Source organism: Bacillus sp. N13C7 (genome assembly GCF_026790065.1).
In the GTDB taxonomy this organism is placed as follows: domain Bacteria; phylum Bacillota; class Bacilli; order Bacillales; family Bacillaceae; genus Bacillus.
The window spans coordinates 346,442-368,199 of the sequence record NZ_JALAMO010000001.1; the positions used below are offsets into that span (position 1 = coordinate 346,442).

19 protein-coding genes are annotated in these 21,758 nt (G+C 45.7%); 5 read left to right on the forward strand and 14 right to left on the reverse strand.

Going from position 1 to position 21,758, the window contains the following annotated elements; translation table 11 throughout:
* Nucleotides 1-19: 19 nt before the first annotated feature.
* Complete coding sequence (gene pepV, locus MOB98_RS01765) at nt 20-1,411, reverse strand: dipeptidase PepV (protein ID WP_268361184.1); 1,392 nt, start codon at nt 1,409-1,411, stop codon at nt 20-22.
* Nucleotides 1,412-1,506: 95 nt separating this feature from the next.
* Between pepV and pbuO the strand changes: the two genes are divergently transcribed.
* Complete coding sequence (gene pbuO, locus MOB98_RS01770) at nt 1,507-2,805, forward strand: hypoxanthine/guanine permease PbuO (RefSeq protein ID WP_268361186.1); 1,299 nt, start codon at nt 1,507-1,509, stop codon at nt 2,803-2,805.
* 38 nt (nt 2,806-2,843) lie between these two features.
* On the opposite strand, the gene MOB98_RS01775 is transcribed toward pbuO, so the two are convergent.
* Nucleotides 2,844-3,998, reverse strand: a complete 1,155-nt coding sequence (locus MOB98_RS01775; protein ID WP_268361187.1) for an ABC transporter permease — start codon at nt 3,996-3,998, stop codon at nt 2,844-2,846.
* A complete protein-coding gene (locus tag MOB98_RS01780) occupies nt 3,995-4,705 on the reverse strand; it encodes an ABC transporter ATP-binding protein (RefSeq protein ID WP_268361189.1) in 711 nt (236 codons plus the stop codon). Before MOB98_RS01780 ends, MOB98_RS01775 begins: the two co-directional genes overlap by 4 nt.
* Before the next feature lie 288 nt (nt 4,706-4,993).
* Between MOB98_RS01780 and MOB98_RS01785 the strand changes: the two genes are divergently transcribed.
* Complete coding sequence (locus MOB98_RS01785) at nt 4,994-5,215, forward strand: DeoR family transcriptional regulator (RefSeq protein ID WP_003152337.1); 222 nt, start codon at nt 4,994-4,996, stop codon at nt 5,213-5,215.
* A gap of 121 nt (nt 5,216-5,336) precedes the next feature.
* Here the strand turns inward: MOB98_RS01785 and MOB98_RS01790 are convergent, their stop codons facing one another.
* The gene (locus MOB98_RS01790; protein ID WP_268361191.1) at nt 5,337-6,056 is read right to left on the reverse strand and encodes a pseudouridine synthase; all 720 of its coding nucleotides are present in this window, start codon (nt 6,054-6,056) and stop codon (nt 5,337-5,339) included.
* Between the two features lie 68 nt (nt 6,057-6,124).
* Nucleotides 6,125-7,759, reverse strand: a complete 1,635-nt coding sequence (gene murJ / locus MOB98_RS01795; RefSeq protein WP_268361193.1) for a lipid II flippase MurJ — start codon at nt 7,757-7,759, stop codon at nt 6,125-6,127.
* A gap of 205 nt (nt 7,760-7,964) precedes the next feature.
* Here murJ and MOB98_RS01800 point away from each other — a divergent pair, with 205 nt between their 5' ends.
* Together MOB98_RS01800 and opuD are read left to right on the forward strand one after the other, a co-directional pair.
* On the forward strand, nt 7,965-9,227 hold the full coding sequence (locus MOB98_RS01800; protein ID WP_268361201.1) for an NAD(P)/FAD-dependent oxidoreductase: 1,263 nt from the start codon (nt 7,965-7,967) through the stop codon (nt 9,225-9,227).
* Between the two features lie 189 nt (nt 9,228-9,416).
* Nucleotides 9,417-10,955, forward strand: a complete 1,539-nt coding sequence (gene opuD / locus MOB98_RS01805; protein ID WP_268361195.1) for a glycine betaine transporter OpuD — start codon at nt 9,417-9,419, stop codon at nt 10,953-10,955.
* Between the two features lie 37 nt (nt 10,956-10,992).
* On the opposite strand, the gene MOB98_RS01810 is transcribed toward opuD, so the two are convergent.
* The 6 genes from MOB98_RS01810 to rmgP all read right to left on the reverse strand — a co-directional run bounded on the left by MOB98_RS01810 (nt 10,993) and on the right by rmgP (nt 15,816).
* On the reverse strand, nt 10,993-11,175 hold the full coding sequence (locus MOB98_RS01810) for a sporulation protein Cse60 (protein ID WP_003223398.1): 183 nt from the start codon (nt 11,173-11,175) through the stop codon (nt 10,993-10,995).
* A gap of 67 nt (nt 11,176-11,242) precedes the next feature.
* Entirely contained in the window at nt 11,243-11,902 is a 660-nt protein-coding gene (locus MOB98_RS01815; protein ID WP_268361197.1) for a YesL family protein, read from the reverse strand.
* A gap of 21 nt (nt 11,903-11,923) precedes the next feature.
* Nucleotides 11,924-13,210, reverse strand: a complete 1,287-nt coding sequence (locus MOB98_RS01820; protein WP_268367255.1) for a Gfo/Idh/MocA family oxidoreductase — start codon at nt 13,208-13,210, stop codon at nt 11,924-11,926.
* A gap of 11 nt (nt 13,211-13,221) precedes the next feature.
* A complete protein-coding gene (locus tag MOB98_RS01825) occupies nt 13,222-13,725 on the reverse strand; it encodes a lipoprotein YteS (RefSeq protein WP_268367254.1) in 504 nt (167 codons plus the stop codon).
* Nucleotides 13,722-14,843 (reverse strand): unsaturated rhamnogalacturonyl hydrolase, encoded by a 1,122-nt coding sequence (gene rmgQ / locus MOB98_RS01830; RefSeq protein ID WP_268359511.1) that lies wholly within the window; start codon nt 14,841-14,843, stop codon nt 13,722-13,724. Before rmgQ ends, MOB98_RS01825 begins: the two co-directional genes overlap by 4 nt.
* Nucleotides 14,844-14,850: 7 nt before the next feature.
* Complete coding sequence (gene rmgP / locus MOB98_RS01835; protein ID WP_268359466.1) at nt 14,851-15,816, reverse strand: polygalacturonan/rhamnogalacturonan ABC transporter permease; 966 nt, start codon at nt 15,814-15,816, stop codon at nt 14,851-14,853.
* Nucleotides 15,817-16,031: 215 nt separating this feature from the next.
* On the opposite strand from rmgP, the gene MOB98_RS01840 reads away from it, so the two are divergent.
* Nucleotides 16,032-18,347, forward strand: a complete 2,316-nt coding sequence (locus MOB98_RS01840; protein ID WP_268359469.1) for a helix-turn-helix domain-containing protein — start codon at nt 16,032-16,034, stop codon at nt 18,345-18,347.
* 40 nt (nt 18,348-18,387) lie between these two features.
* Here MOB98_RS01840 and MOB98_RS01845 read toward each other — a convergent pair whose 3' ends face one another.
* The 3 genes from MOB98_RS01845 to MOB98_RS01855 form a co-directional block, all read right to left on the reverse strand.
* Nucleotides 18,388-19,884 (reverse strand): extracellular solute-binding protein, encoded by a 1,497-nt coding sequence (locus MOB98_RS01845; protein WP_268359471.1) that lies wholly within the window; start codon nt 19,882-19,884, stop codon nt 18,388-18,390.
* 25 nt (nt 19,885-19,909) lie between these two features.
* Nucleotides 19,910-20,770 carry a carbohydrate ABC transporter permease gene (locus MOB98_RS01850; RefSeq protein WP_268359473.1) on the reverse strand — a complete coding sequence of 287 codons (861 nt, stop codon included), beginning with the start codon at nt 20,768-20,770 and terminating at the stop codon, nt 19,910-19,912.
* 207 nt (nt 20,771-20,977) lie between these two features.
* On the reverse strand, nt 20,978-21,739 hold the full coding sequence (locus MOB98_RS01855) for an NAD-dependent epimerase/dehydratase family protein (protein WP_268359474.1): 762 nt from the start codon (nt 21,737-21,739) through the stop codon (nt 20,978-20,980).
* Nucleotides 21,740-21,758 lie beyond the last annotated feature (19 nt).

Below are 21,758 nucleotides of genomic sequence, written 5' to 3' on the forward strand. Positions count from 1 at the left end.
TCCGCAGAAGCCGGTCCTTTTATTTTGCAAGTTCGTAGATGGCCTGCGCATATAACGCTGTCGATCTCAGCAGGTCATCGATTTCAATATATTCATCCTTTTGGTGTGCGCTGTCTGGACGTCCGGGGAACAGCGGGCCGAACGCGACACCTGCTTTTAATGATCTGGCATAGGTCCCACCGCCGATTGAGATTAAATCAGCTTTTTTGCCCAGCTGGCCTTCATATACCTTTTGCAGGGTTTTGACTAACGGATGGTCTGCTGACACGTGATGCGGCTTGCTGTCTTTGAATTCTCCCAGCTCAAATTCAGGTGCGTTTTCGAATGCATCACGGATCACTTGGCTTTCTGCGGTCACAGGATAGCGGATATTGATCCCGAGCTCTCCTCCTTGCCCTTCCGTATAGCGCAGTGTTCCCACATTTAGTGTCAGCTCGCCGCTGATTTCATCCTCGCAGTCGATGTTCAGTTTTTTCCCTCTAGTATCGTTTGAGAACTTATCTGTCACGACTTGCACAAACCGCTGTCCTGCTGCGTCAAGCCCAGCCTGCTGCAAAAATTCGCATAATAAAATGCCGGCATTGATCCCATTGTTCGGTTCCATCGCATGGCAGGAAAGCCCGTACATACGCAAAATGAGCTGTCCGTTCTCTATTTCAGCTTCCCCTTTTCGATCTGTTGCGCGAAGCATGTCTTTAAATGAAGCAAGAATCTCTTCTTTTTTCGGGCCTGTAATAACAGCTTCAGCAGCGTCCGGCACCATGTTCAAGCGAAGACCCGATTGAAACGAGACAAGCACTGCCTCTGCATCGGCTTGGTTTGAGCGGTGCGGGATGAGTAGCGAAGCATCAATGATTCCTTTTTCCGCGTTAATAATCGGAAAATCGGCGTCAGGCGCAAATCCCAGCGTTGGCATTTCTTCATGTTTGAAGTAATGCTCCACGCATCTCCAATCGCTTTCTTCATCAGTTCCGATAATGATTCTGACACGCTTGGAAAGCGGCAGTTTCATGTCTTTTACAATTTTCAAAGCGTAAAACGCAGCCATCGTCGGGCCCTTATCATCAATGGCGCCCCTTGCATAAATCCGTCCGTTGCGGATATCAGCTGAAAACGGATCACTCGTCCAGCCGTCTCCCGGCGGCACGACATCAACATGGCAAAGTACGCCGACAATGTCATCGCCCTCGCCCCATTCAATATGGCCTGCGAAGCCGTCAAGATTTTTTGTTGTAAAGCCTTCTTTTTCTCCCAGCTCCAGCAATGAAGTCAGGCTGGCGTTTACTCCTTCTCCGAACGGTTTGCCGGGTCCGGCGGTTGTTTCATCCATTACACTGTTGATTCTCAAAAATTCCTGCGTATCACGAATTAAATCTTCTTTTTTTCTGATCACTTCAACTTCCCAGTTCATCACGATCCCCTTTCCGCAAGAAAAACTTGCAAAAACCAAATAAAACGAATAATATTAATGGTGTTTTGTTAAAACGTTCGTAATTGGAGGATACTATGTTTCATCTAAAAGAGCAGCAAACATCCATAAAGCAAGAAATTATAGCAGGGCTGACGACCTTTTTCACAATGGTCTATATCGTCGTGGTGAATCCGGTCATTCTGGCTAATGCCGGGATTCCTTTCGACCAGGTTTTTACCGCAACGATTATTGCCTCCATTGTCGGAACGCTGTGGATGGCCCTGGCAGCAAATTATCCGATTGCTATTGCGCCCGGCATGGGCTTGAACGCTTATTTAGCCTTTCATGTCGTAAGTGCAAGCGATGGCGGCATCTCATACGCAACAGCTTTCAGCGCAGTATTTACAGCAGGGGTTCTCTTTATTATTCTATCGTTAACACCTTTAAGAAAACAACTTATAGAAGCGATTCCAAACAATTTAAAATACGGAATCACAACAGGGATCGGGCTGTTTATTGCTTTTATCGGTTTGCGGCAGGCGGGAATTGTGGCGGCTGATGAGTCAAACCTGGTGACTCTCGGCAATTTGCATTCGCCTGGTGTTATTTTAACGCTGATCGGGCTTTTGATCAGTGTGGTTCTGATGGTGCTTAATGTAAGCGGCGCTTTATTTATCGGAATGGCGGCTACCGCTTTGATCGCATTTTTTACCGGTCAGCTGCATTTTTCAAAAGGCTTTATGTCGTTTCCTCATTTGCCAGAGGGGCTGATCATCTCAAATCCATTATCAGCTTTTGGCGATGTCGTTCATCACGGCCTATACGCTGTCGTCTTTTCTTTTCTATTGGTCACCATTTTCGATACGACAGGCACAATGATCGGCGTTGCAGAGCAAGCCGGACTGATGAAGAACAACAAGCTGCCGAATGTGCGAAAAGCGCTGCTTGCTGATTCAACAGCAACGACAGTCGGAGCTGTCTTCGGAACAAGTCCGACGACTGCATTTATCGAATCCTCCGCAGGTGTCGCAGCCGGGGGAAGAACGGGTCTTACGGCTTTGACTGTGGCGGTGATGTTTGCGGCTTCAATGTTTTTCAGTCCGCTTGTCAGCGCCTTGTCCGGTATAGCCGCCATCACCTCGCCTGCTTTGATTATCGTCGGCAGCCTGATGATGGGCTCGGTTTCCAACATGAACTGGAAAGAGATGGACGAGGCATTTCCTGCGTTTCTCGTCATTCTGGCCATGCCTTTGACATCCAGCATTTCTACAGGAATTGCGCTTGGATTTATTTCATATCCGATCGTCAAAGCAGCGCGGGGAAAATGGAGAGACATTCATCCGCTCGTCATCGTTTTCGCCATTCTGTTTTTCATCCAGCTGTTTATTTTATAACATAGACAAAAAACCCAGACGTCAGCCGTTTGGGTTTTTTATGTGAAGAATAAAGAGACAGCGGCTGCTAATAAACAGCAGGCGGCAAACGCATAGTGCAGGATGTTGATACAGCTTTTTCTGGCGCGATAATATTCATCACTGTCCTTCGGAGTGCCAATTAAAAAAGGGGAATCCATGACCTTGTCAAAAATAAGCGTCAGGATATAACGGCAAACACCTGTATATACCAACAGCGCCATCAGCTTCAGCCAGATCGGTGAGACAAATATGAGAACGGTGAAAGCTGACAATAGCATGTACATCTGCCTCGCATACTCCCCATTCCTCAGCATGACTTTGAAAAACAATTCCTTATAGCCTGTATAGATTGTTCGTTTTTTAAATATCCTTCTTGAATTCCGGTATAAAAATGGTTTTCTTCTCATCCTGTCTTTCACTTTCGGCATTCCCGCCTCCTGGCTCATCATCATGACAAGCCCGGCAAGCGCCAGCCTGCTTTTTCTCTCTTCAGCCGTCTCTGCTTCAAAAGCCGAGAACGAAGCTGCCTTTTGCAAGCCGCGGACGAATGCGAAAATCAAACATATAATGCCAATGAGCAAAAGCAAGCGTGATCCAGCGAAAACGATCAGGATGGCAGAACCGGCAAAAAGAACCGCTCTGATAAGAATATCGCCAATCCGTCTCGAAATGGTGCGCGGCTTTCTGATCCTGTCTTGCTTTAAGGATAAAAAGAATAGATGAAGGCCAAACAAATAACACAATAGCGCAACGCTTTCTGCCAATGTGATGAGAACAGAATGGATAAAAGGAAGGAAAATAAAAAAGAGAAGCAGCCATTTGGCCAGCGTGACCAAAAAGGAATACCCCAGCGCGTACCGTTTGAGCTGATAGATTATCTCTTTCTTTTGCAGCAAAAACACTTTGTCCGCTTCCATTAAAAGTGTACGGATCGAGCCTGTGCACATGATCAGCACACACACAGCGTACAGCCATCTCCATCCCATCACTTCAGACCACTCATATAGGAGGCCTCTTCCGTTCATTAAATCAACATACTGATAGATGACAAAAGCAAGCGCCGACAAAACGATGTAGAGAGCGACTGTCCAGTCAATGACCGCATGCAGCACCTTAAACTGATATCTGTAATAGTCAAACAGCCTACGAAAAAAGAGCGTACGCCCATTCATGAACGATCACCTTGAACTGCCTTATAAAAACAGTCAAGCAATGACTGCCCCACTGATCCAGTCTGTTCCTGAATATCTTTTAACGTGCCCTGGAGAAATAAAGAACCTTTCTCAATCATGTAAAACCGATCACAAATTTTTTCTGCGGTATCGAGGACGTGTGTACACATGAGGATACCGGCTCCCCGCTCTTTTTCAGCTTTAAGCATGTCCACAAAGCGTTTCGTCGATATCGGATCAAGGCCGATAAATGGTTCATCAATCACATACATATCCGGCTTAGAGAGAAAAGCCTGTATAAGCATCAGTTTTTGTTGCATGCCTTTTGAAAAGGTGACAGGCAGTTCATGCATAACATGATCTAGTGAAAACGTCTGCAGAAGGCTTTCAGCCCGATGCGCAAATTCACCCTCCTCAATACCGTGCAGCGCGCTGATCAGATCCAAATGCTCCCATAGCGTCAGCTCTTCGTAAAAGGACGGATGCTCCGGAATATATGCAAATGAGCAGTCGTTCCAGCCAATATGCCCTTTAAAATCTTCCGAGAGGCCGAGTATTGCCTTGATTGCAGTGCTTTTTCCGGCGCCGTTAGCTCCGATCAGACCGACAAGCTCCCCTTTTCCGACCTCCAGAAAAACATCAGTGAGCACTTCTTTTCGGCTTGTATACCCAGCCTGTTCTATTGAAGCTTCAAGCAAATTTGTCAAAATGCACCCACCTCCAAAATTTACTACGAAACAGAATAAAAAAAGTTTCTTTAAGCATAATAATATTGAGCTGAAATACATAGTAATCCAACAAGGATGGCTGCCCAACGAGAATTGGAAAAAATTAATAGGAGTTATCCCTAGATTCATTACTGCGATATCGTGTATAATGAGGGCGAATTATTTTAAAACAATAGATGTCTGCCTTTGTTGCTATTTCGTACGCAGTTGATAGTCGTGAGTTGTGGTTAGTCAAGTCCATCCGATCTTATGATAGGGAGTGGTTTTTTGAAACCTTCAACAAACCGTATGCTAACTCGAATCAAATCAGTTTACATGTTTATCCAAGAAAAAGGTCTTGTGACAACACAGGAACTGGTTGACGAATTCGGCATTACACCTAGAACAATTCAAAGAGACTTAAATGTGTTGGCATACAATGATCTTGTTCATAGTCCAAGCCGTGGCAAGTGGGAGACAACGAGAAAGAAAGTAAAGATTACCTCATAAACATTGAAAAATTACATAGGGCCGCCTGAGAGCGGCCTGATAGATACAGGGCGAAGAATCTTCTGAGCCTTGTTTTTGTGTGCTTATAAAGAAGACCCCGCATTTAGAATGCGGGGTTTTTTCATGCTTGCGGTTCATTCAGCAATTGCAGCTCTTCTTTTGTAAGCTCGCGGTATTCTCCAGGCGCCAGAGCGGGATCCAGGGAAACGCGTCCCATCGATAGCCTCTTCAGATAAATCACTTCATTGCCGACAGCCTTTGCCATCTGCTTGACCTGATGGTATTTTCCTTCTGTAATCGTCAGGTATATCACGGTGTTGCCGTTGTCGTTTGTCTTGATTTCCGCTTTTGCCGGTTTTGTTTTGTAGCCGCCTTCTATATAGACACCTGCTTCCAAAGCGGTGATATCTTCCGGCGACACTTGAGATTTCAAATGGACTTCATACGTTTTCGGAACATGCTTTTTAGGCGATAGGAGACGATGTGCAAGCTGGCCGTCATTTGTGAGCAGCAAAAAGCCCTCTGTATCTTTATCAAGCCTGCCGGCGGGAAACGGCTCAAATCTCATTTCTTCCGGCGTCAGCAGATCAACCACTGTTTGCTGCCGGCTGTCCTCAGTCGCCGACAGCACTCCCTGCGGCTTATTCATCATAAGATAAATAAACTCGCGGTAATCAACCGGTTCCCCGTATACGGTCACCTCCTGCGTATCAGGATCAACGTGAGCCTTTACATCTTTGGCCGGTTTGCCATCGACCATGACGGCCCCCGCCTTCACAACGGCTTTGACTTCTTTTCTGGAACCATACCCGCTGTTGGCAAGCAGCTTATCAAGTCTCATTCCTCATCTCTCCTTTATAAAAGAAAGCCCGCAGCATGCGAGCCCTTTGGTTCATCATATTTTGTTCATCAGCCGGCATGTCTGCCTTTCTTTAAGAAACCCGGCAAACGGCGGCCTAATATTTTCTGCAAAAATCCTAATCGGTAGGCGCAATACAAGTAGACAGCTCCGCCAACAGCAGCCGCAATCACCACAACGATCGCAGCTTGCACCTGGCCGTCCTGGTAGGAAATAAAGAAGCTTAATACCCACTGCACGATTTTTACGGCTATTCCCATTACCGCTGATAATAGCAACATTAAGACTGTCCGTTTGACTAATACATTATACGAATAGCCGGCATGGCGCTTGATCATGATAAACCCGTATAAAAGCGAAGCGATATATCCAAGCGCCGTCGCTAAAATCGCGCCGTCAGCCTGCATCAGCTTGATCAGCGGAACATTCAGCACGAGCTTGATCACGACGCCGATGACAAGGCTGACAACCGCAAATTTCTGTTTATTAATGCCCTGCAGAATGGCTGCGTTGACCGTAAATAAAGAGAACAGAATCGCAACCGGGGAATACCAAAACAGAATGTTTGCCCCCAATTCAGGAAGAAGACTTTCTGATCCGTAAAAGAATGTATACGTCGGCCCTGCCAATACAGAGATCCCGACAACAGCTGGAATAATTAAAAACAGGATCGTCTGCATGGTTTGATTGATCTGCTGATTCAGCAGCTTATAGTTTCCGCTAGTAAACGATTCAGTAATCGTTGGAATTAATGTCAATCCGAAAGCTGTTGCAAGGGAAACCGGGATCATCACAAGCTTCTGCACATACAGGGTAAGAATCGCCATCATGTCCTGGCTGATGGCCTGATGGCCGGCTTCGATCATCGCTTTGTTAAACGTATTAGTATCAATATAGTTATACAAAGGGATGGCCAGTCCGACAAAAACGTACGGAGCGGCATAGCTGAACAGCTCGAGAAACATTTTCTTGTAGCTTAAGTTTGCTGTCGGCCCCGTATTCGGCATCATCGCCAAAAGGCTGCCCTTCCGTTTGTTCCAATAAATATACAGCACGATCAGGCCTCCGAAGGCGCCGATCAGCGCTGCGAAGGTCGCATAACCGACAGCGATGACAAGGCCGCCGTTGAAAACCTTCAAAATCAAGAATGTCGCACTCAATAAAAAGATGATGCGGACAATCTGTTCAACGACTTGGGAAACGGCTGTCGGCCCCATCATTTGGTGCCCTTGAAAGAATCCGCGGACAAGGCTCATAATCGGCACGACCAACAGCGCTAAGCTGACCATGCGGATGACATAAACGACATGGTCAATCGTCAGCCCGTTATTATCCTTGCCTCCCAGCGATATTTCCGCAAACAGCGGAGCTGATAAATACAGAATGAAGAAGGCAATCATTCCTGTGACAAGCATAATCGACATGCCCGCCTTGAGCATTTTTCGGCTTGTTTCGTAATCCCCTTTGGAATTATATTTAGAAACAAATTTAGAAACAGCGGCCGGAAAGCCCATCGTAGCAATATTCAAAAATAAAGTATATTGGTTGTATCCGTATTGAAATAATGCACCGCCTGTCGCCCCGACCATAATGCTGAAAGGAATTAAATAGACCATTCCAAGAATCCGTGATATATATGTACCGAGCGTTAACACAAACGTGCCTCTTAACAGTTTGCTTGACATGTTTCTTCATCACCATTTTCTACGAAGATTCAACTTTTCTATTTTACCACAACTGGGCATTTAGACGGTAATAAATACAAAAGCAATCTTGTGAACGATTCAGGTTCACGGCAAAAGACGTTTAAGGAAAGGCTTACTTTCGCTATAATAGTACTGCGGACGGGGTGTTCGCATACGAAACGGAAAAAGAAAGTTGATGATAAAGATGAAACAGTATGACGTAATCGTAATCGGCGGAGGCCCTTCTGGCTTGATGGCAGCAATTGCAGCAGGAGAACAGGGTGCTGATGTTTTGCTGATAGATAAAGGGAATAAACTAGGCCGGAAACTCGCAATTTCCGGGGGCGGCCGCTGCAATGTGACGAACCGCCTTCCTGTGGAAGAAATAATTAAGCACATCCCAGGCAACGGGCGTTTTTTATACAGTGCGTTTTCTGAATTTAATAATGAAGACATTATCAAGTTCTTTGAAAATCTCGGCATTCAATTGAAGGAAGAGGATCACGGCCGGATGTTTCCGGTGACAGACAAAGCCCAAAGTGTCGTTGACGCGCTGTTAAACAGGCTGAAACAGCTCCGCGTAACCATCAGAACGAACGAGAAAATTAAATCTGTCATATATGAAGATGGACAGACAGCAGGGATTGTGACGAATAACGGCGAAATGATCCATAGCCAGGCAGTCATTATCGCTGTCGGCGGTAAAAGTGTGCCCCATACCGGAAGCACGGGAGACGGGTATGAATGGGCTGAAGCCGCAGGCCATACCATAACAGAGCTGTTTCCGACAGAGGTTCCCGTCACATCTGCCGAACCGTTTATTAAGCAAAAAACACTTCAGGGCTTATCATTAAGAGATGTCGCTGTCAGTGTGTTAAATAAAAAAGGAAAACCGATTATCACACATAAAATGGACATGCTGTTTACCCATTTCGGCCTCTCAGGACCCGCTATTCTCAGATGCAGCCAATTTGTTGTGAAAGAGCTGAAAAAACAGCCCCAAGTGCCGATCAAAATTGATTTGTACCCGGATATCAATGAAGAAACACTATTTCAAAAGATGTATAAAGAATTGAAAGAAGCACCGAAAAAAGCCATTAAAAACGTGCTGAAGCCTTGGATGCAGGAGCGCTACCTCCTATTCTTGCTTGAAAAAAACGGCATCTCTCCGAACGTATCGTTTTCTGAGCTGCCGAAAGACCCTTTCAGACAATTTGTAAAGGACTGCAAGCAGTTTACTGTTCTCGCAAATGGCACACTGTCTCTTGATAAGGCCTTTGTCACGGGAGGCGGGGTATCTGTAAAAGAAATTGACCCGAAAACGATGGCTTCTAAAAAAATGGAGGGGCTGTATTTTTGCGGTGAAATTCTGGATATCCACGGCTACACAGGCGGATACAATATTACCTCTGCCCTTGTCACAGGCAGACTTGCGGGGCTTAATGCCGGACAATACGCCCGTTCTTAACCATTTCTTTTGAACACTTGCAAACAAAGGCCGAATATTTGAACATTCTCCGCATTCATGTTAGGGTGAGACTTGTTTTGTTTCACCTGATTGCGGGGTAATTTAAAGAGAGGATTGATCTGCCAGCGTACGACCATACTAAGCCTGCGAGCAAGATATAGGCGTACTCAAAAAATTAGAGGGTGAGAAATGTTGAAACATATATCTAGTGTATTTTGGATTGTGATTGTCGTCACAGCTGCAGCTGTATTGTGGGGCGTTATTTCTCCTGACAGTCTGCAAAACGTGTCTCAATCGGCACAAGCATTCATTACCAATTCGTTTGGTTGGTATTATCTTTTAGTTGTCTCTTTGTTTGTCGGGTTCTGTCTCTTTTTAATTTTCAGCCCGATCGGAAAAATAAAACTCGGAAAGCCCGATGAAAAACCGGAATTCGGGTTATTATCATGGTTTGCCATGCTGTTCAGCGCAGGCATGGGAATCGGCTTAGTATTCTATGGTGCGGCTGAACCGATCAGCCATTACGCAATTAGCTCTCCATCAGGTGAAACAGAAACCCCCCAAGCCTTTAGAGATGCACTCCGCTATACGTTTTTCCACTGGGGTCTGCACGCTTGGGCCATCTATGCCGTTGTGGCATTATGTATTGCCTATTTCCAATTCCGCAAAGGCGCGCCCGGATTAATTAGCAGCACGCTGTCACCGATTCTCGGCGATAAAGTAAACGGCCCGATCGGCAAATTGATTGACTGTATTGCTGTTTTTGCCACTGTTGTCGGAGTGTCGACAAGTCTTGGCCTCGGCGCAACCCAAATCAACGGCGGTTTGAATTACCTGTTTGGAATACCGAATTCGTTTATCGTCCAATTGATTTTAATCATTATTGTAACAGTGCTCTTTTTGCTTTCTGCATGGAGCGGTCTCGGAAAAGGCATTAAGTATCTGAGCAACATCAACATGGGCTTAGCCGGACTGTTAATGCTGTTTATGCTCGTTGTCGGGCCTACTGTGCTGATTATGAACTCTTTTACAGATTCTATCGGACAATATATTCAAAACATCGTTCAAATGAGCTTCAGGCTGACACCGAACGATCCTGAAAAACGCGAATGGATTAACGGTTGGACGATTTTCTATTGGGCATGGTGGATTTCCTGGTCTCCATTTGTCGGCATTTTCATTGCCCGCGTGTCAAGAGGCCGGACGATCCGCGAATTTTTAATAGGCGTCTTGGTGACACCTTGTATTTTGGCATTTCTATGGTTCTCTATTTTCGGCGTATCAGCCATGGACCTTCAGCAAAAAGGCACGTTCAATGTGGCCAAGCTGTCAACTGAAACGATGCTGTTCGGAACACTTGACAACTATCCGCTGACAATGGTGACATCGATCCTTGCATTGGTTCTGATCGCTGTATTCTTTATCACGTCTGCTGATTCCGCGACATTCGTGCTGGGCATGCAGACGTCGTACGGTTCATTAAATCCGGCAAACTCTGTGAAACTCAGCTGGGGTATCATTCAGTCCTCCATGGCGGCTGTGCTTCTATATTCCGGCGGGCTTGCCGCTTTGCAGAACACAGCGATTCTGGCAGCGCTGCCGTTTTCTATTGTTATCCTGCTGATGATCGCCTCTCTCTATCAATCGCTTTCAAAAGAACGAAGAGAGATCAAAAAAGCGGAGAAAATTGACAAGCCGAGAAGTCCAAGAGTAAAAAAGGCTTATTAACAAAAAAAGATCTTTCCGCGCCCGCGGGAAGATCTTTTTATTTACGATATAAAATAAGGGCGGAAAAACAGTAAAGCTGCTCGCCGTCCGGGTCGCACGCCGCCGAAACCGTATATTTGATATCAATCAGCTGCTCCTCTGATATCCCTTTTAAAAATGAATTGATTTCTGTCTGTAGGTCTTTTTCATGCTCTTCATCAAATACTGCCACCTTCAGCATCTTATCCGCTCTCCTTTCTCTATCACTCTATTCTGTTTGGAACAGCATTATGATAGAGAAATCATGATCACCTCGTCCGCGGATAAAAAGCTTGGTGTTTCTCCTGCGGCTCACCATCTTGCTGCTCTACTTTCAGCAGCACAGCATACACAATTCGCATATGACAGTAGCTGATCAGGCTGACGCTGAAAAAAGGGACAATGCCGGGAAGGTACGCAAGCAGGAAAAAGAGAGCGACAGTCAGCGCAAGCATGACGAGCGTATATTGCAAATACGCCACACTGAGCAAAAGCGAAAACTTCACATACAGACGTTTTTTCCAGTCAAAATGGACAAGCAGCGGAAACACATAAAAAAGCATAGATACGAACAAAAATCCAAATATCATAATGGCAAAACGCAGGACATGCAGAAGGAAATGGCTCGGATACATAAAGGCCAAATCGATATAAATGATCATTCCGATGATTGCCAATACAGCACCGAGCAGATTTGAACGGAAAAACTCAGCCTTGTACTCCCGCCAAAACGTTTTTAGCACAGGAACGTTCTCCTGCCCCTGAACCCATTTCCGCATGACAGCGAATAAAGCTGCGGTCGCGGGCATGATACCGAACACCCCGAGGCCGATCACCGCAAAAAACAGCCAAAGCAAGTTCGTATATGCCAATCTCATGATCCACTCGCAAAAACGCAGCACCCGACCCATTGAACCATCATGCTCCACGGCGGCCCCTCCTTTTCCGCTTTATATATTTTGCATCTGAATAAGCCTCTTCACATCGACCGGCTTCTTTTCGGCAACCGAGCGCCATATCCCCTCACCGACTGCGATAGAGTAGGCGCCTGCTTCAGCCCCTGCTAAAATGTCATACTGGCGCAGCGGATCTTTCCCTAAAAAAAGATCTTCAAGCAATAGTGGATCGCCACCGCCATGTCCGCCCTCGTTTTTAACCACTTGTATCGTCTGCTTTGATTCAAAAAGCGGATAGTATTCAATCGTCTGCTCGGGAAAAGCAAACGGAATTCTGGAAGGCTCGTGAAATTCATTTGATTCAATACGCCCTTTTGTGCCGTTGATCGTCAGCCGGTAGCCTTCATACGGGGCGGAAAATAGGATGGAGTAGCTTAAAAGCGCGCCGCCGTCGTATTTGACGGCCGCCACGTACGTATCTTCAATGTCAATCTCCTCATCAAAAATACACGCGTCCGGCCTGTATGCTGTATATAAGCTGGATTGGTCTCCCGCTTGGAGATGATCATCCTTAACAGAAGCTTTGGAGGAACGGGGATGCCATCTTGAATAGTAATGGCATTTTTCTTTAACCCGGCACGTCCCGCAAAAACGCCCGTCTTCACCAGGCAGCGGGTTCCACTCACTATCGGGCCCGTAGTAATTCAACGCGCCATAAGCAAATACCTCAGACGGATTTTGCCCTAGCCACCAATTGACAAGATCGAAGTGATGCGTTGATTTATGGACAGAGAGGCCTCCGGAAAATTGCCTCGATCGGTTCCAGCGTTTAAAATAGCTGGCGCCATGATACGTATCAATATACCAGTTTAAATCAACAGAGGTTACCCTGCCTATTTTTCCCTCAAGAATCATTTCTTTAATTTTTCGGTGAAAAGGGCTGTAGCGATAGTTAAACGCAACGGTGACCCTCCCTTTGCTTTTCGCCTCAGCCTCAAGCACCCGATTTGCATCCTGCACCGTCGTCACCATTGGTTTTTCTGTAATCACATCGGTATCCCACTGAAGGCTTCTTACGATATATGTGACATGCGTGTCATCCCTGCCTGTCACAATAACGATATCAGGCTTTGAAACACGCATCATCTCATCGAAAGCGACTTCGCTGTATTCTGGGACGTGGGCAAGCTCCGGAAACCTTTTCTTGCAAACGGCAAAACGTTTTGGATCGGCATCCAGCAATCCCGTAATCTCATAATGTGATGAAAACCGCTCCATCAGCGGTTTGATAAACATACTGAGAGCTCTGCTGCTCAATCCGCAAATGACGATGTTCTTCAATGTCCTCACCTCTATCGGACTTCAGTTAGTTGAGAAATCAGCTGCAGCGCTTCCTCTGTTTTTTTAGCATACACAGGGATAAACGCTGCCATATTGCGATTCAATCGAAAGGAATAGCCGTTCAGCTGCTTTTCCCCTTTTCTGATCTGAACGGCATAGACCGTTTTTTCTCCTGTTTTTTGATCAACAGCTGTATAAGGAGATGTTTTTTTCACCGCCCATTCGTCTAACGGCTGAAAATTTTCCGGATCATCGTACGCTTGAAACATGTCTTCAGGCACGATGAAGACATCCCCCTCTTGAGCGGTGATCTCGGTCAGCAGTTTTTCCGGAAAAACAGGAAAGATATCCACCTTCCCGGCCTCCTGCCCGACTGCCTTTTTTATTTTTTCTTGTACGCCTGCCTGCATATCAGAAAAGAGGATGACATGCATTCCGTCCGGCCTGCTTGAGCATGATGCCAAAAAGAGCACTGAGGCGATCACACACAAAGCCGTACGTATACTTGTTTTCATTTCCCCGTTGACCTAAAAAGAGGCTCCAGCTCTGTCATGGCCAAAATAAACGCGCCGGCCCCGTGCAGGTCGTTTGTGCTTCTTTCCCGGCTGACATAATAGTCATAAAAACCGGCTGATGTTCCGACACAAATATCTTTGACGAGAAACGCACCGTTGTCTGTCGTTTCGGTTTTATGCTGAATCAAACCTTGATACGCATTGAACAGGGTTGGTTCGTATGCTCTGTCTAGATATCCTTTATTGATTCCTTTCGCGATTGCGTACATGTACAGGCAGGATCCTGAGCTTTCCAGCCAGTTATCGGGCCTGTCGCCCTTATCAACGATCTGGTACCATAACCCCGTCTCCTTGTCTTGATAGCGGCAGATGCTTTCAATCATGTCCTGCAAGGTTTTTTTCCAGACGTGACGGTTTGGGTGCTTTTTCGGCAGCTCTTCAATCATGTCAGCGAGAGACATGACGTACCAGCCGATAGAACGCGCCCAAAACTCTGGTGAACAGCCTGTTTCTTCATTGGCCCAAGGCATTTGTTTCGCTTCATCCCAGGCGTGATAATAGAGTCCGGTTTTTGTATCCTTCGTATGCTTTCTCATCAGTGACTCCTGCAGCACGACCTGATCAAACAGCTCCGGCTCCTGCTTCAGATTGGCGTATTTCAGTGCGAACGGCCCGCCCATGTATAAGCCGTCAAGCCACATTTGATAAGGATAGCCGTCCTTGTGCCAAAAGCCATCCTCAGACGTCCGGTTCAGTGTCCCATACAAGCCGCGCAGCCTTTTTGCCGCTTTGACATACCGCTCATCCTTCGTCTCCTCATATAATGGAAAAAGAATAAGACCTGCTTGAATGGCGTCCAGCTCGTCTCTTCTGAATAATAGATTGCCATAATCGTCGATTAAAAGGTCTGCATAGGCCTTCGCATACTCAAAGTACCGCTGCTGTCCAGTTGCTTCCCACAGCCGCAATACACCGCATAAGAAAACACCCTGATGGTAGTGCCAGCGGTTTGCAGGCGGCAGTTCCTCCACTGTATACGTGTTCATAATGGTTTTTGCCAATGCCTCTGCGTACGTAAGAGGCGATTTTACAGCGATTGATTGATCCATTGATCCCATCCCTTTCTTAATAAATTCCTTCCTCGCCAAATTTCTTCGCCAAACGATTCGCAAGCATAACCAAAATCAGCCCGACCGCCGCTTTAAACACGCCGACCGCTGTACTGTAGCTGAACTGGCCTTGTTTCAGCCCCGCAGTGTAAACATACGTATCAAAAATTTCCGCCACTTCCCTGTTTGTCGCGTTTAGCAGCAAATACACATGCTCGAAGCCAAGCTCCAGCGTGTCCCCGATTTTTAAAATCAGCAAAACGACGATGACACTTTTAATAGCAGGCAATGTAATATGCCACATTTGCCGCAGCCGTCCCGCTCCGTCCATCTTCGCCGCTTCATACAGCTGAGGATCCACCGCAGTGATGGCCGCAAGATAAATGATCGTCGACCAGCCCGCTTCCCTCCAAATGACCTGCAGAATATAAAGAGGCCGGAACCATTCTTCATTCAGCAGAAAATTGATTTTTTCGCCGCCAAAAAACACAATCAGTTCATTAATCAAGCCCCCGTCTACTGTCAAAAGCACAAACGAAAGCGATACAACAATGACCCATGACATAAAGTGCGGGATATAAATCAGCGTCTGAACAAATTTTTTAAAGAGCGCCCTCCGCACTTCGTTTAATAGAAGCGCCAGCAAAATCGGCACCGGGAAAAATATCACCAGGTTCAAAGCAAATAACACGAGCGTGTTTTTTAACAGGAGAAAAAACGTAGGCTCTGTAAACAGCCTGATAAAATGCTTCAGTCCAACCCATTCACTGCCCAAAATACCGAGAAACGGCTGATAATCCTGAAACGCAATCACAATTCCCCACATCGGGACATATTTAAAAAGCAAAAAATAAATACACCCCGGCAAAATCATGAAGTACAAATACTTCTGCTGGATCAGCTGTCTTAGTAAGCGCTTTCTTTTCTCTTTTTTAAAAATGACCGCATCAACAGCCGGTGCTTGCGCTTCTGCTGTTTTCACCTTTTCCAAGCCTCCTTTCACGGGTTCTTGCCTTCACTGTAGCGCAGCACGCAAACGTCCGTCTACAATCATATGATCACATCCTGCCTTATTCCTCTATAACCATGGGTTCAGCCGGTCCACCTGAAAAAAAGACACCAATATTAGAAAATGATTATTGACAATATCTATCAATCTTTGGATTAATTGTATTAAGGTGAAGTGGATGTTATGAAATGGGGGGTTTTATGAAAAGAAGCCAATACAAGTTTTATTACAAACTGATCACGTTTTTCTGTCTGCTCAGCACCATTCCGGTCATTCTGGTCGGATTGTTTTCGTACGAGCACTCTCAGAAAACGGCTATCTCCAACGTTTCGGAGGAAAAGCTCGACACACTCCGGCAGACTCAGCAAAGCATCGAGCACATATTAAAAACCGTCGATCACTCTTTAACCCACTATGTGAGTTCGCCGCCTCTCCTTCGCACACTGTCCGAGCCTTTGCACTCTAACCAATTTCAAATCTATAACCAAGTGAACCAAGAGCTCAACTATCTGCAAAGCTTTGATACCGACCTGTCCAACATGACGCTTGTGAGTTATATGAAAAAATGGTACATGAACAATTCCGGCTTGTACCGTTTGAATACAGACTCTCTTCATGAAGCAGCCGCAGCCTACACGGACCACAAAGCGAGCCGCTCGTATTGGACTCTTGAGGAAAACAATCATTTGATTTCGACAAAAGAAGGCACAGCAGAAAACTGCCGCTACAATATCAATTTGATTAAACAGCTGCCTCTCAACAGCACAAATACGAAGGGTTTGGCCGCCGCAAGCATTCCGAGCTGTTCGCTGGTCAAAAATATGCCTGACTATTCAAATGCCAACAACCTGTTTATCATTGATGAAAAAGGGCGCATCATCCTGCATAACAACATGTCTGATATCGGTGAAACTCTTCAAAGAGACGACTTTGTCCAAAAAATGCTGGCGCAGACAGCCAAAAGCGGACAGTTTGAAACAGTCATTGACCGGGTTCAATATAAAGTCACCTATCAAAAATCAGACTATAACACATGGACTTATTTCTCTCTCGTTTCCTTGCCTGAATTAAAGAAAGAAGCTAAATCAATCGGCTGGATCACCTTTACGGTATGTTTTATTTTGTTAACGCTTTCATTATTATTCTCTTGGCTTGGCTCCCGCCATTTTTATAAACCGATCCGGCTGCTTTACGAATCATTCGCACGGCATGGCGCCATTCCAGAGAAACAGCCGCCACAAAATGAATTTGAGTTAATTGAACACAGCTTTAAGCAGCTGAAGGACAGAAATGACGACCTTGAAGAGACAATGAAACAGCAGGCCACTCATCTGCAGCAATATTTTATGGTCAGGCTCATGCTTGGAAAACTGACCGATGAGGAGGTCAATAACCGTTTCGAAAGCCTCGGTTTAAAGCAAAATTGGCGGCATCTCGCCCTGCTTGTGCTGCAAATTGATACGCTCAATCATACGCCATATGAGAAAAAAGATATGGATCTGCTGTTGTTTGCAGTCAACAGCCTGATTGAGAGAAACATTCCGGCAGACAAGCATCTTGCGCCCGCCGTCGTGGACAAACAGCAGGCAACCATTTTGATCAACCAGAACGGGACAAAGGAAGAATTCATCGCTGAGCTGAATGAGACTGCAAAAATGATTCAGGAAAAAGCGGAAGCCGAGCTGCAGCTGTCTGTCAGCATCGGCATCAGCCAGCCATTTGATGCGCTGGCAAAAGCGAAAACAGCCTATGCGGAAGGCTCAGAAGCGTTGAAATACCGGCTTAAAGCGGAAAACAAATCGATTATCTTTTACGAAGATCTTGATCAGAAAAAAACCTTCAAAACCCATTTTCCAAAGCAGCTTCAGCATGAGCTGTTCGATGCTGTCAAAGCAGGGGACAAGGAGAAAGCAGACAAATGCCTGCACGCCATTTTGCAAGCCATTTTCACCCAAAACACCAACCCGTACCAATTTCAAATCGCCATCGCCCGCTTTTTGAACCATGTGATTGAACTCATGCATGTGCTCGGGATCGAATTATTTGAGCTTGAAGAAAACAAAATGCTGTATGACCAAATATTTGAGCTGAAAACATTCGAGGATACCGAAAACTGGCTCAAGAATGAGTTTATTGATCCGATGACAGACAAAGTGAACGCCCGCGCGGACGCCCAGTACAAAAATATTTCCGACAACATCATTCATATCATCCATCACGAGTTTGAATCCGATTTGACACTGGATGAAATCGCCCGCAGGCTGCATTACAACCCAAACTATTTAAGCAGCATCTTCAAAAAAGAAATGGGCATTTCATTCAGCGAGTATGTCTCCGGCTACCGCCACCATATGGCGAAAAGCTGGCTTGCCGAAACCGACATGGCGGTCAAAGACATTGCCGAAAAACTGAAATACAAAAACTCGCAAAACTTTATCAGGTCTTTTAAGAAGCTGGAGGGGATTACACCGGGAAACTACCGCCAGCAAAAAAGAAACATGTAAAAAACCCAAAACCGCTTGCGCGTTTTGGGTTTTTCCAATGTTATTTTGTTTGTTTAAACGCTTCTTCGTATTCCTGAATTATCTGCTTTCCGCCGCTTGACTCCCATTTTTCCACTTCTTTATCAAACTGGCTTTCTGTGATGTCGCCTATTATATATTTGTAGGTCGCGTCATCAATGATTTTCTTCAATTCATCTCCCCGTTCCGACTCCGCGGCGGAATACAGGCTTTCAGCAGGGTTTGAGACGATGATCTTTTCATTGTCTTCCGTCAGTTCCTCGTACGCCGTGCGAAGCGGATCCCCAGTATTTTTTAAGTAGGCTTTATCTATGGCGATTAGGGCGGACAGCGGCTGAATATCAGTCTGCCAGTCTTTCACTTGGCTTTCCTTGCGCGTGAACGTTTTGCCTTCTTCTTTGCTGTAATGAACGCCGTCAATGCCGTAAGTCATCAGGCTATAGACGTCTTCTTCAGCAATTCGGTCAAAAAACGCCAGAATCCGTTTAAGCTCAGCTTCTGTTTTCACACTCGTTTTCGGGAAAGCAAACACGCCGTTATGGCCCCCGGATGCCCACACCCGCTCTTTCCCATCAGGGCCTTTTATGCGGTTGATGATCTCAAGCTTCATCGATTTATCAGAGGCATGGTCGCGCAGATTGACCGCGTCTACCATATTCCCAATATAGATGCCGGCTTTTCCTTGGGAAAACAGCTCCTGCTGCTGGGTTTTGCTTGTGACTGGAAAATCCTTATTCATATAGCCGTTATCACGCAGCTTTTTCATATAATTCATTGTGTCTTTGTATTCTTGTGTCATAAAATCAGGCGTGAATTTTCCATTGGACTCCTTCCAATCCGTCGGCATGCCTTCATACGAGCCAAGCGTTTTAAACGCGCCGTAAATTAAGTCATTGCGGTCTGTCAGTCCGAACGTATCATCTTTCCCATCCTTGTCAGGATCATCCTCTGTAAATGCTTTGGCCACTTCATAAAGTTCATCAAGCGTTTCCGGCGTTTTTAAATTCAAATTGTCCAGCCAGTCTTTTCGAATGACGATACCCTGCCTGGAAAGCGGACGCTCTCTATAAATCCCGTAGAGCCTGCCGTCGATTGTCACATTTTTATTAATGAGTTTGTTCATTTTGCTTAAGTTCGGATAATCTTTGATATAATCGCCAATCTCCCAGAACATTCCTGACCGGAAGGCGTTCATGACTGACGAATTTTTAATATCCTGGATGGTCACGATTTGCGGAAGGTTGCCGGCTGCAAGCGCCGCATTCAGCCTGTCTTCTTTCACCGCGTCTGGAACCCAGGTGATGTCCAGTTCTGTATTTGTCAGCTTTTCAATTTCTTTAATTGCCCTGTCTTTCGGCGGCTGCTGGTGATACAAAATCGCCATCCAAGACAGCTTTACCTTTGAATCCGAGTCAGCTTTGCCTTCAGCCGAAGACTGATCAGCCCCTTTACAGCCCGCCAGCACTCCGCCGAGTGCCAGTACAAGCACAATGAAAAGCACCCTCCATTTGTTTCCCATCGTACCCCTCCGTTTCATATTTCTTTTATCCTTTGACAGATCCCAGCAAAGCTCCTTTTGCGAAATGCTTTTGTATAAACGGATAGACGAGCAGAACCGGGATGGTCGCCACCACTATGACCGCCATTTTAATGGTTTGCTCAGGCGGCGGGCTGCCTGCCCCCATTTCTGACATATCCCCCTGCATTCCGCTTGATACAATGACGATTTGGCGCAGAAGCACCTGAATCGGCCATTTTGCAGAATCATTTAAGTACAGAATCGCAGTCATATACGTGTTCCAATATGTTACCGCATAAAACAATGAAATCGTTGCGATCGCAGGAAGTGACAGCGGCAGCACAATTTTAAAGAAAATGCCCAAGTCATTGCATCCGTCGATTTTCGCGGACTCTTCCAGACTTGCCGGGATATTTTGAAAGAAGTTCTTCAAAATGATCAGGTTAAAGGCATTAATGGCTGTCGGCAAAATGAGTGCCCAGTAAGAATCAAGCAATCCAAGCGATTTGACCACAAGGAAAGTCGGAATCATGCCGCCGCTAAAGAGCATCGTAAATACGACGAGAAACATGAGCGGCTGCCGGCCGATTAAATCTCGGCGGGATAATCCGTAAGCCATCAATGAAGAAAGAAACATACTGACAGCAGTGCCTATCACTGTCACAAACACAGAAACAAGCAAACTCTTATAAATAATATCTGTTGAAAAAATGTAGCGATAAGCATCAAGCGAAAAAGTGGACGGTATTAAAATAAATGATTTTGACACAACTTCTTCTACTGTGGCGAAGGATGCTGCGATGACATGAATGAACGGAAGTACGCATATTAAAGCGAACATCAGCAAAAACCCGTAAATCAAAAAATCAAACAGGCGACTTTTCAATGAATGTGCGATGGCTCCCACCTCTCTTTTGTAAGCGTTGTCATTCTTTTCTGAACGAGCTGCAGCATGTGACGATATCGTGTCTAAAATGTAGCAAACCTGTGATTGCCATGTCTATAATCATTTGAACAGAGTCCTCGGCCGGGCGGGGACTGCCGTGGATTAAAACCGATGACAAAAGAAAAAGAGCATAATCTTAGAAAATGATTATGCTCCGTTCTCTTCCTCATTCAGAAGCTCGGCTGTATTGATTTGCGGCGAAAATCCAAGTTCATTCACAGCGGATTCAATGGACCATGGCCGGCCCGGATTATCAGAGACGGCGTAATAAGTGCCGTACCGGATATTGGTTTCAATGGCAGCTTTAAAAATCGACAGCAGATCGGGGTGGGAAAGCAGTGTCTTTTTCGTTCGTTCTTTTTCATGCAGTGTATCTATTTCGTCAGTGACAACTGTTCCAATGCGAAGATTGATTACTGAAAGCTTATTTTCCAAATAAAACAAATGGCCGATCTGTTCCGAGGTCAGCTTTAATACGCCGTACAAGTTTTTTGACAGCGGATAATCGCTTGTGGTGATTTCCCGTCCTAAGAGCGAACGCCCGTCTTTTTCGTAGACATCTGTGACATGATTGCTGCTGGCGAATACGAGCTTTTCAATCCCGAGCTCCGCTGCGGCGCGGCACAGATAATAGCTTGCCCTATAGAAAACATCCGTCATTTTTTCAAATTCAGCAATGTCCATGACATCGTATTTGATTTTGACAGCCAATAAATTCAAGATCACATCTGTATCCTTCGGAATTTTCTTCAACAGCTCCTCATAATTTGCCGCATCAGCCTGAATGGAAGAGGCTGTGCCGTCGACATGATCTTTATCAAGCACTGTCACTTCATAATCTGACCTAAGCCCTTCAGCCAGTAGTCTCCCAATCACACCATTTCCGCCGGCGATCAGCACTTTTTTCACTGTGTTCACTCCCCTTTTT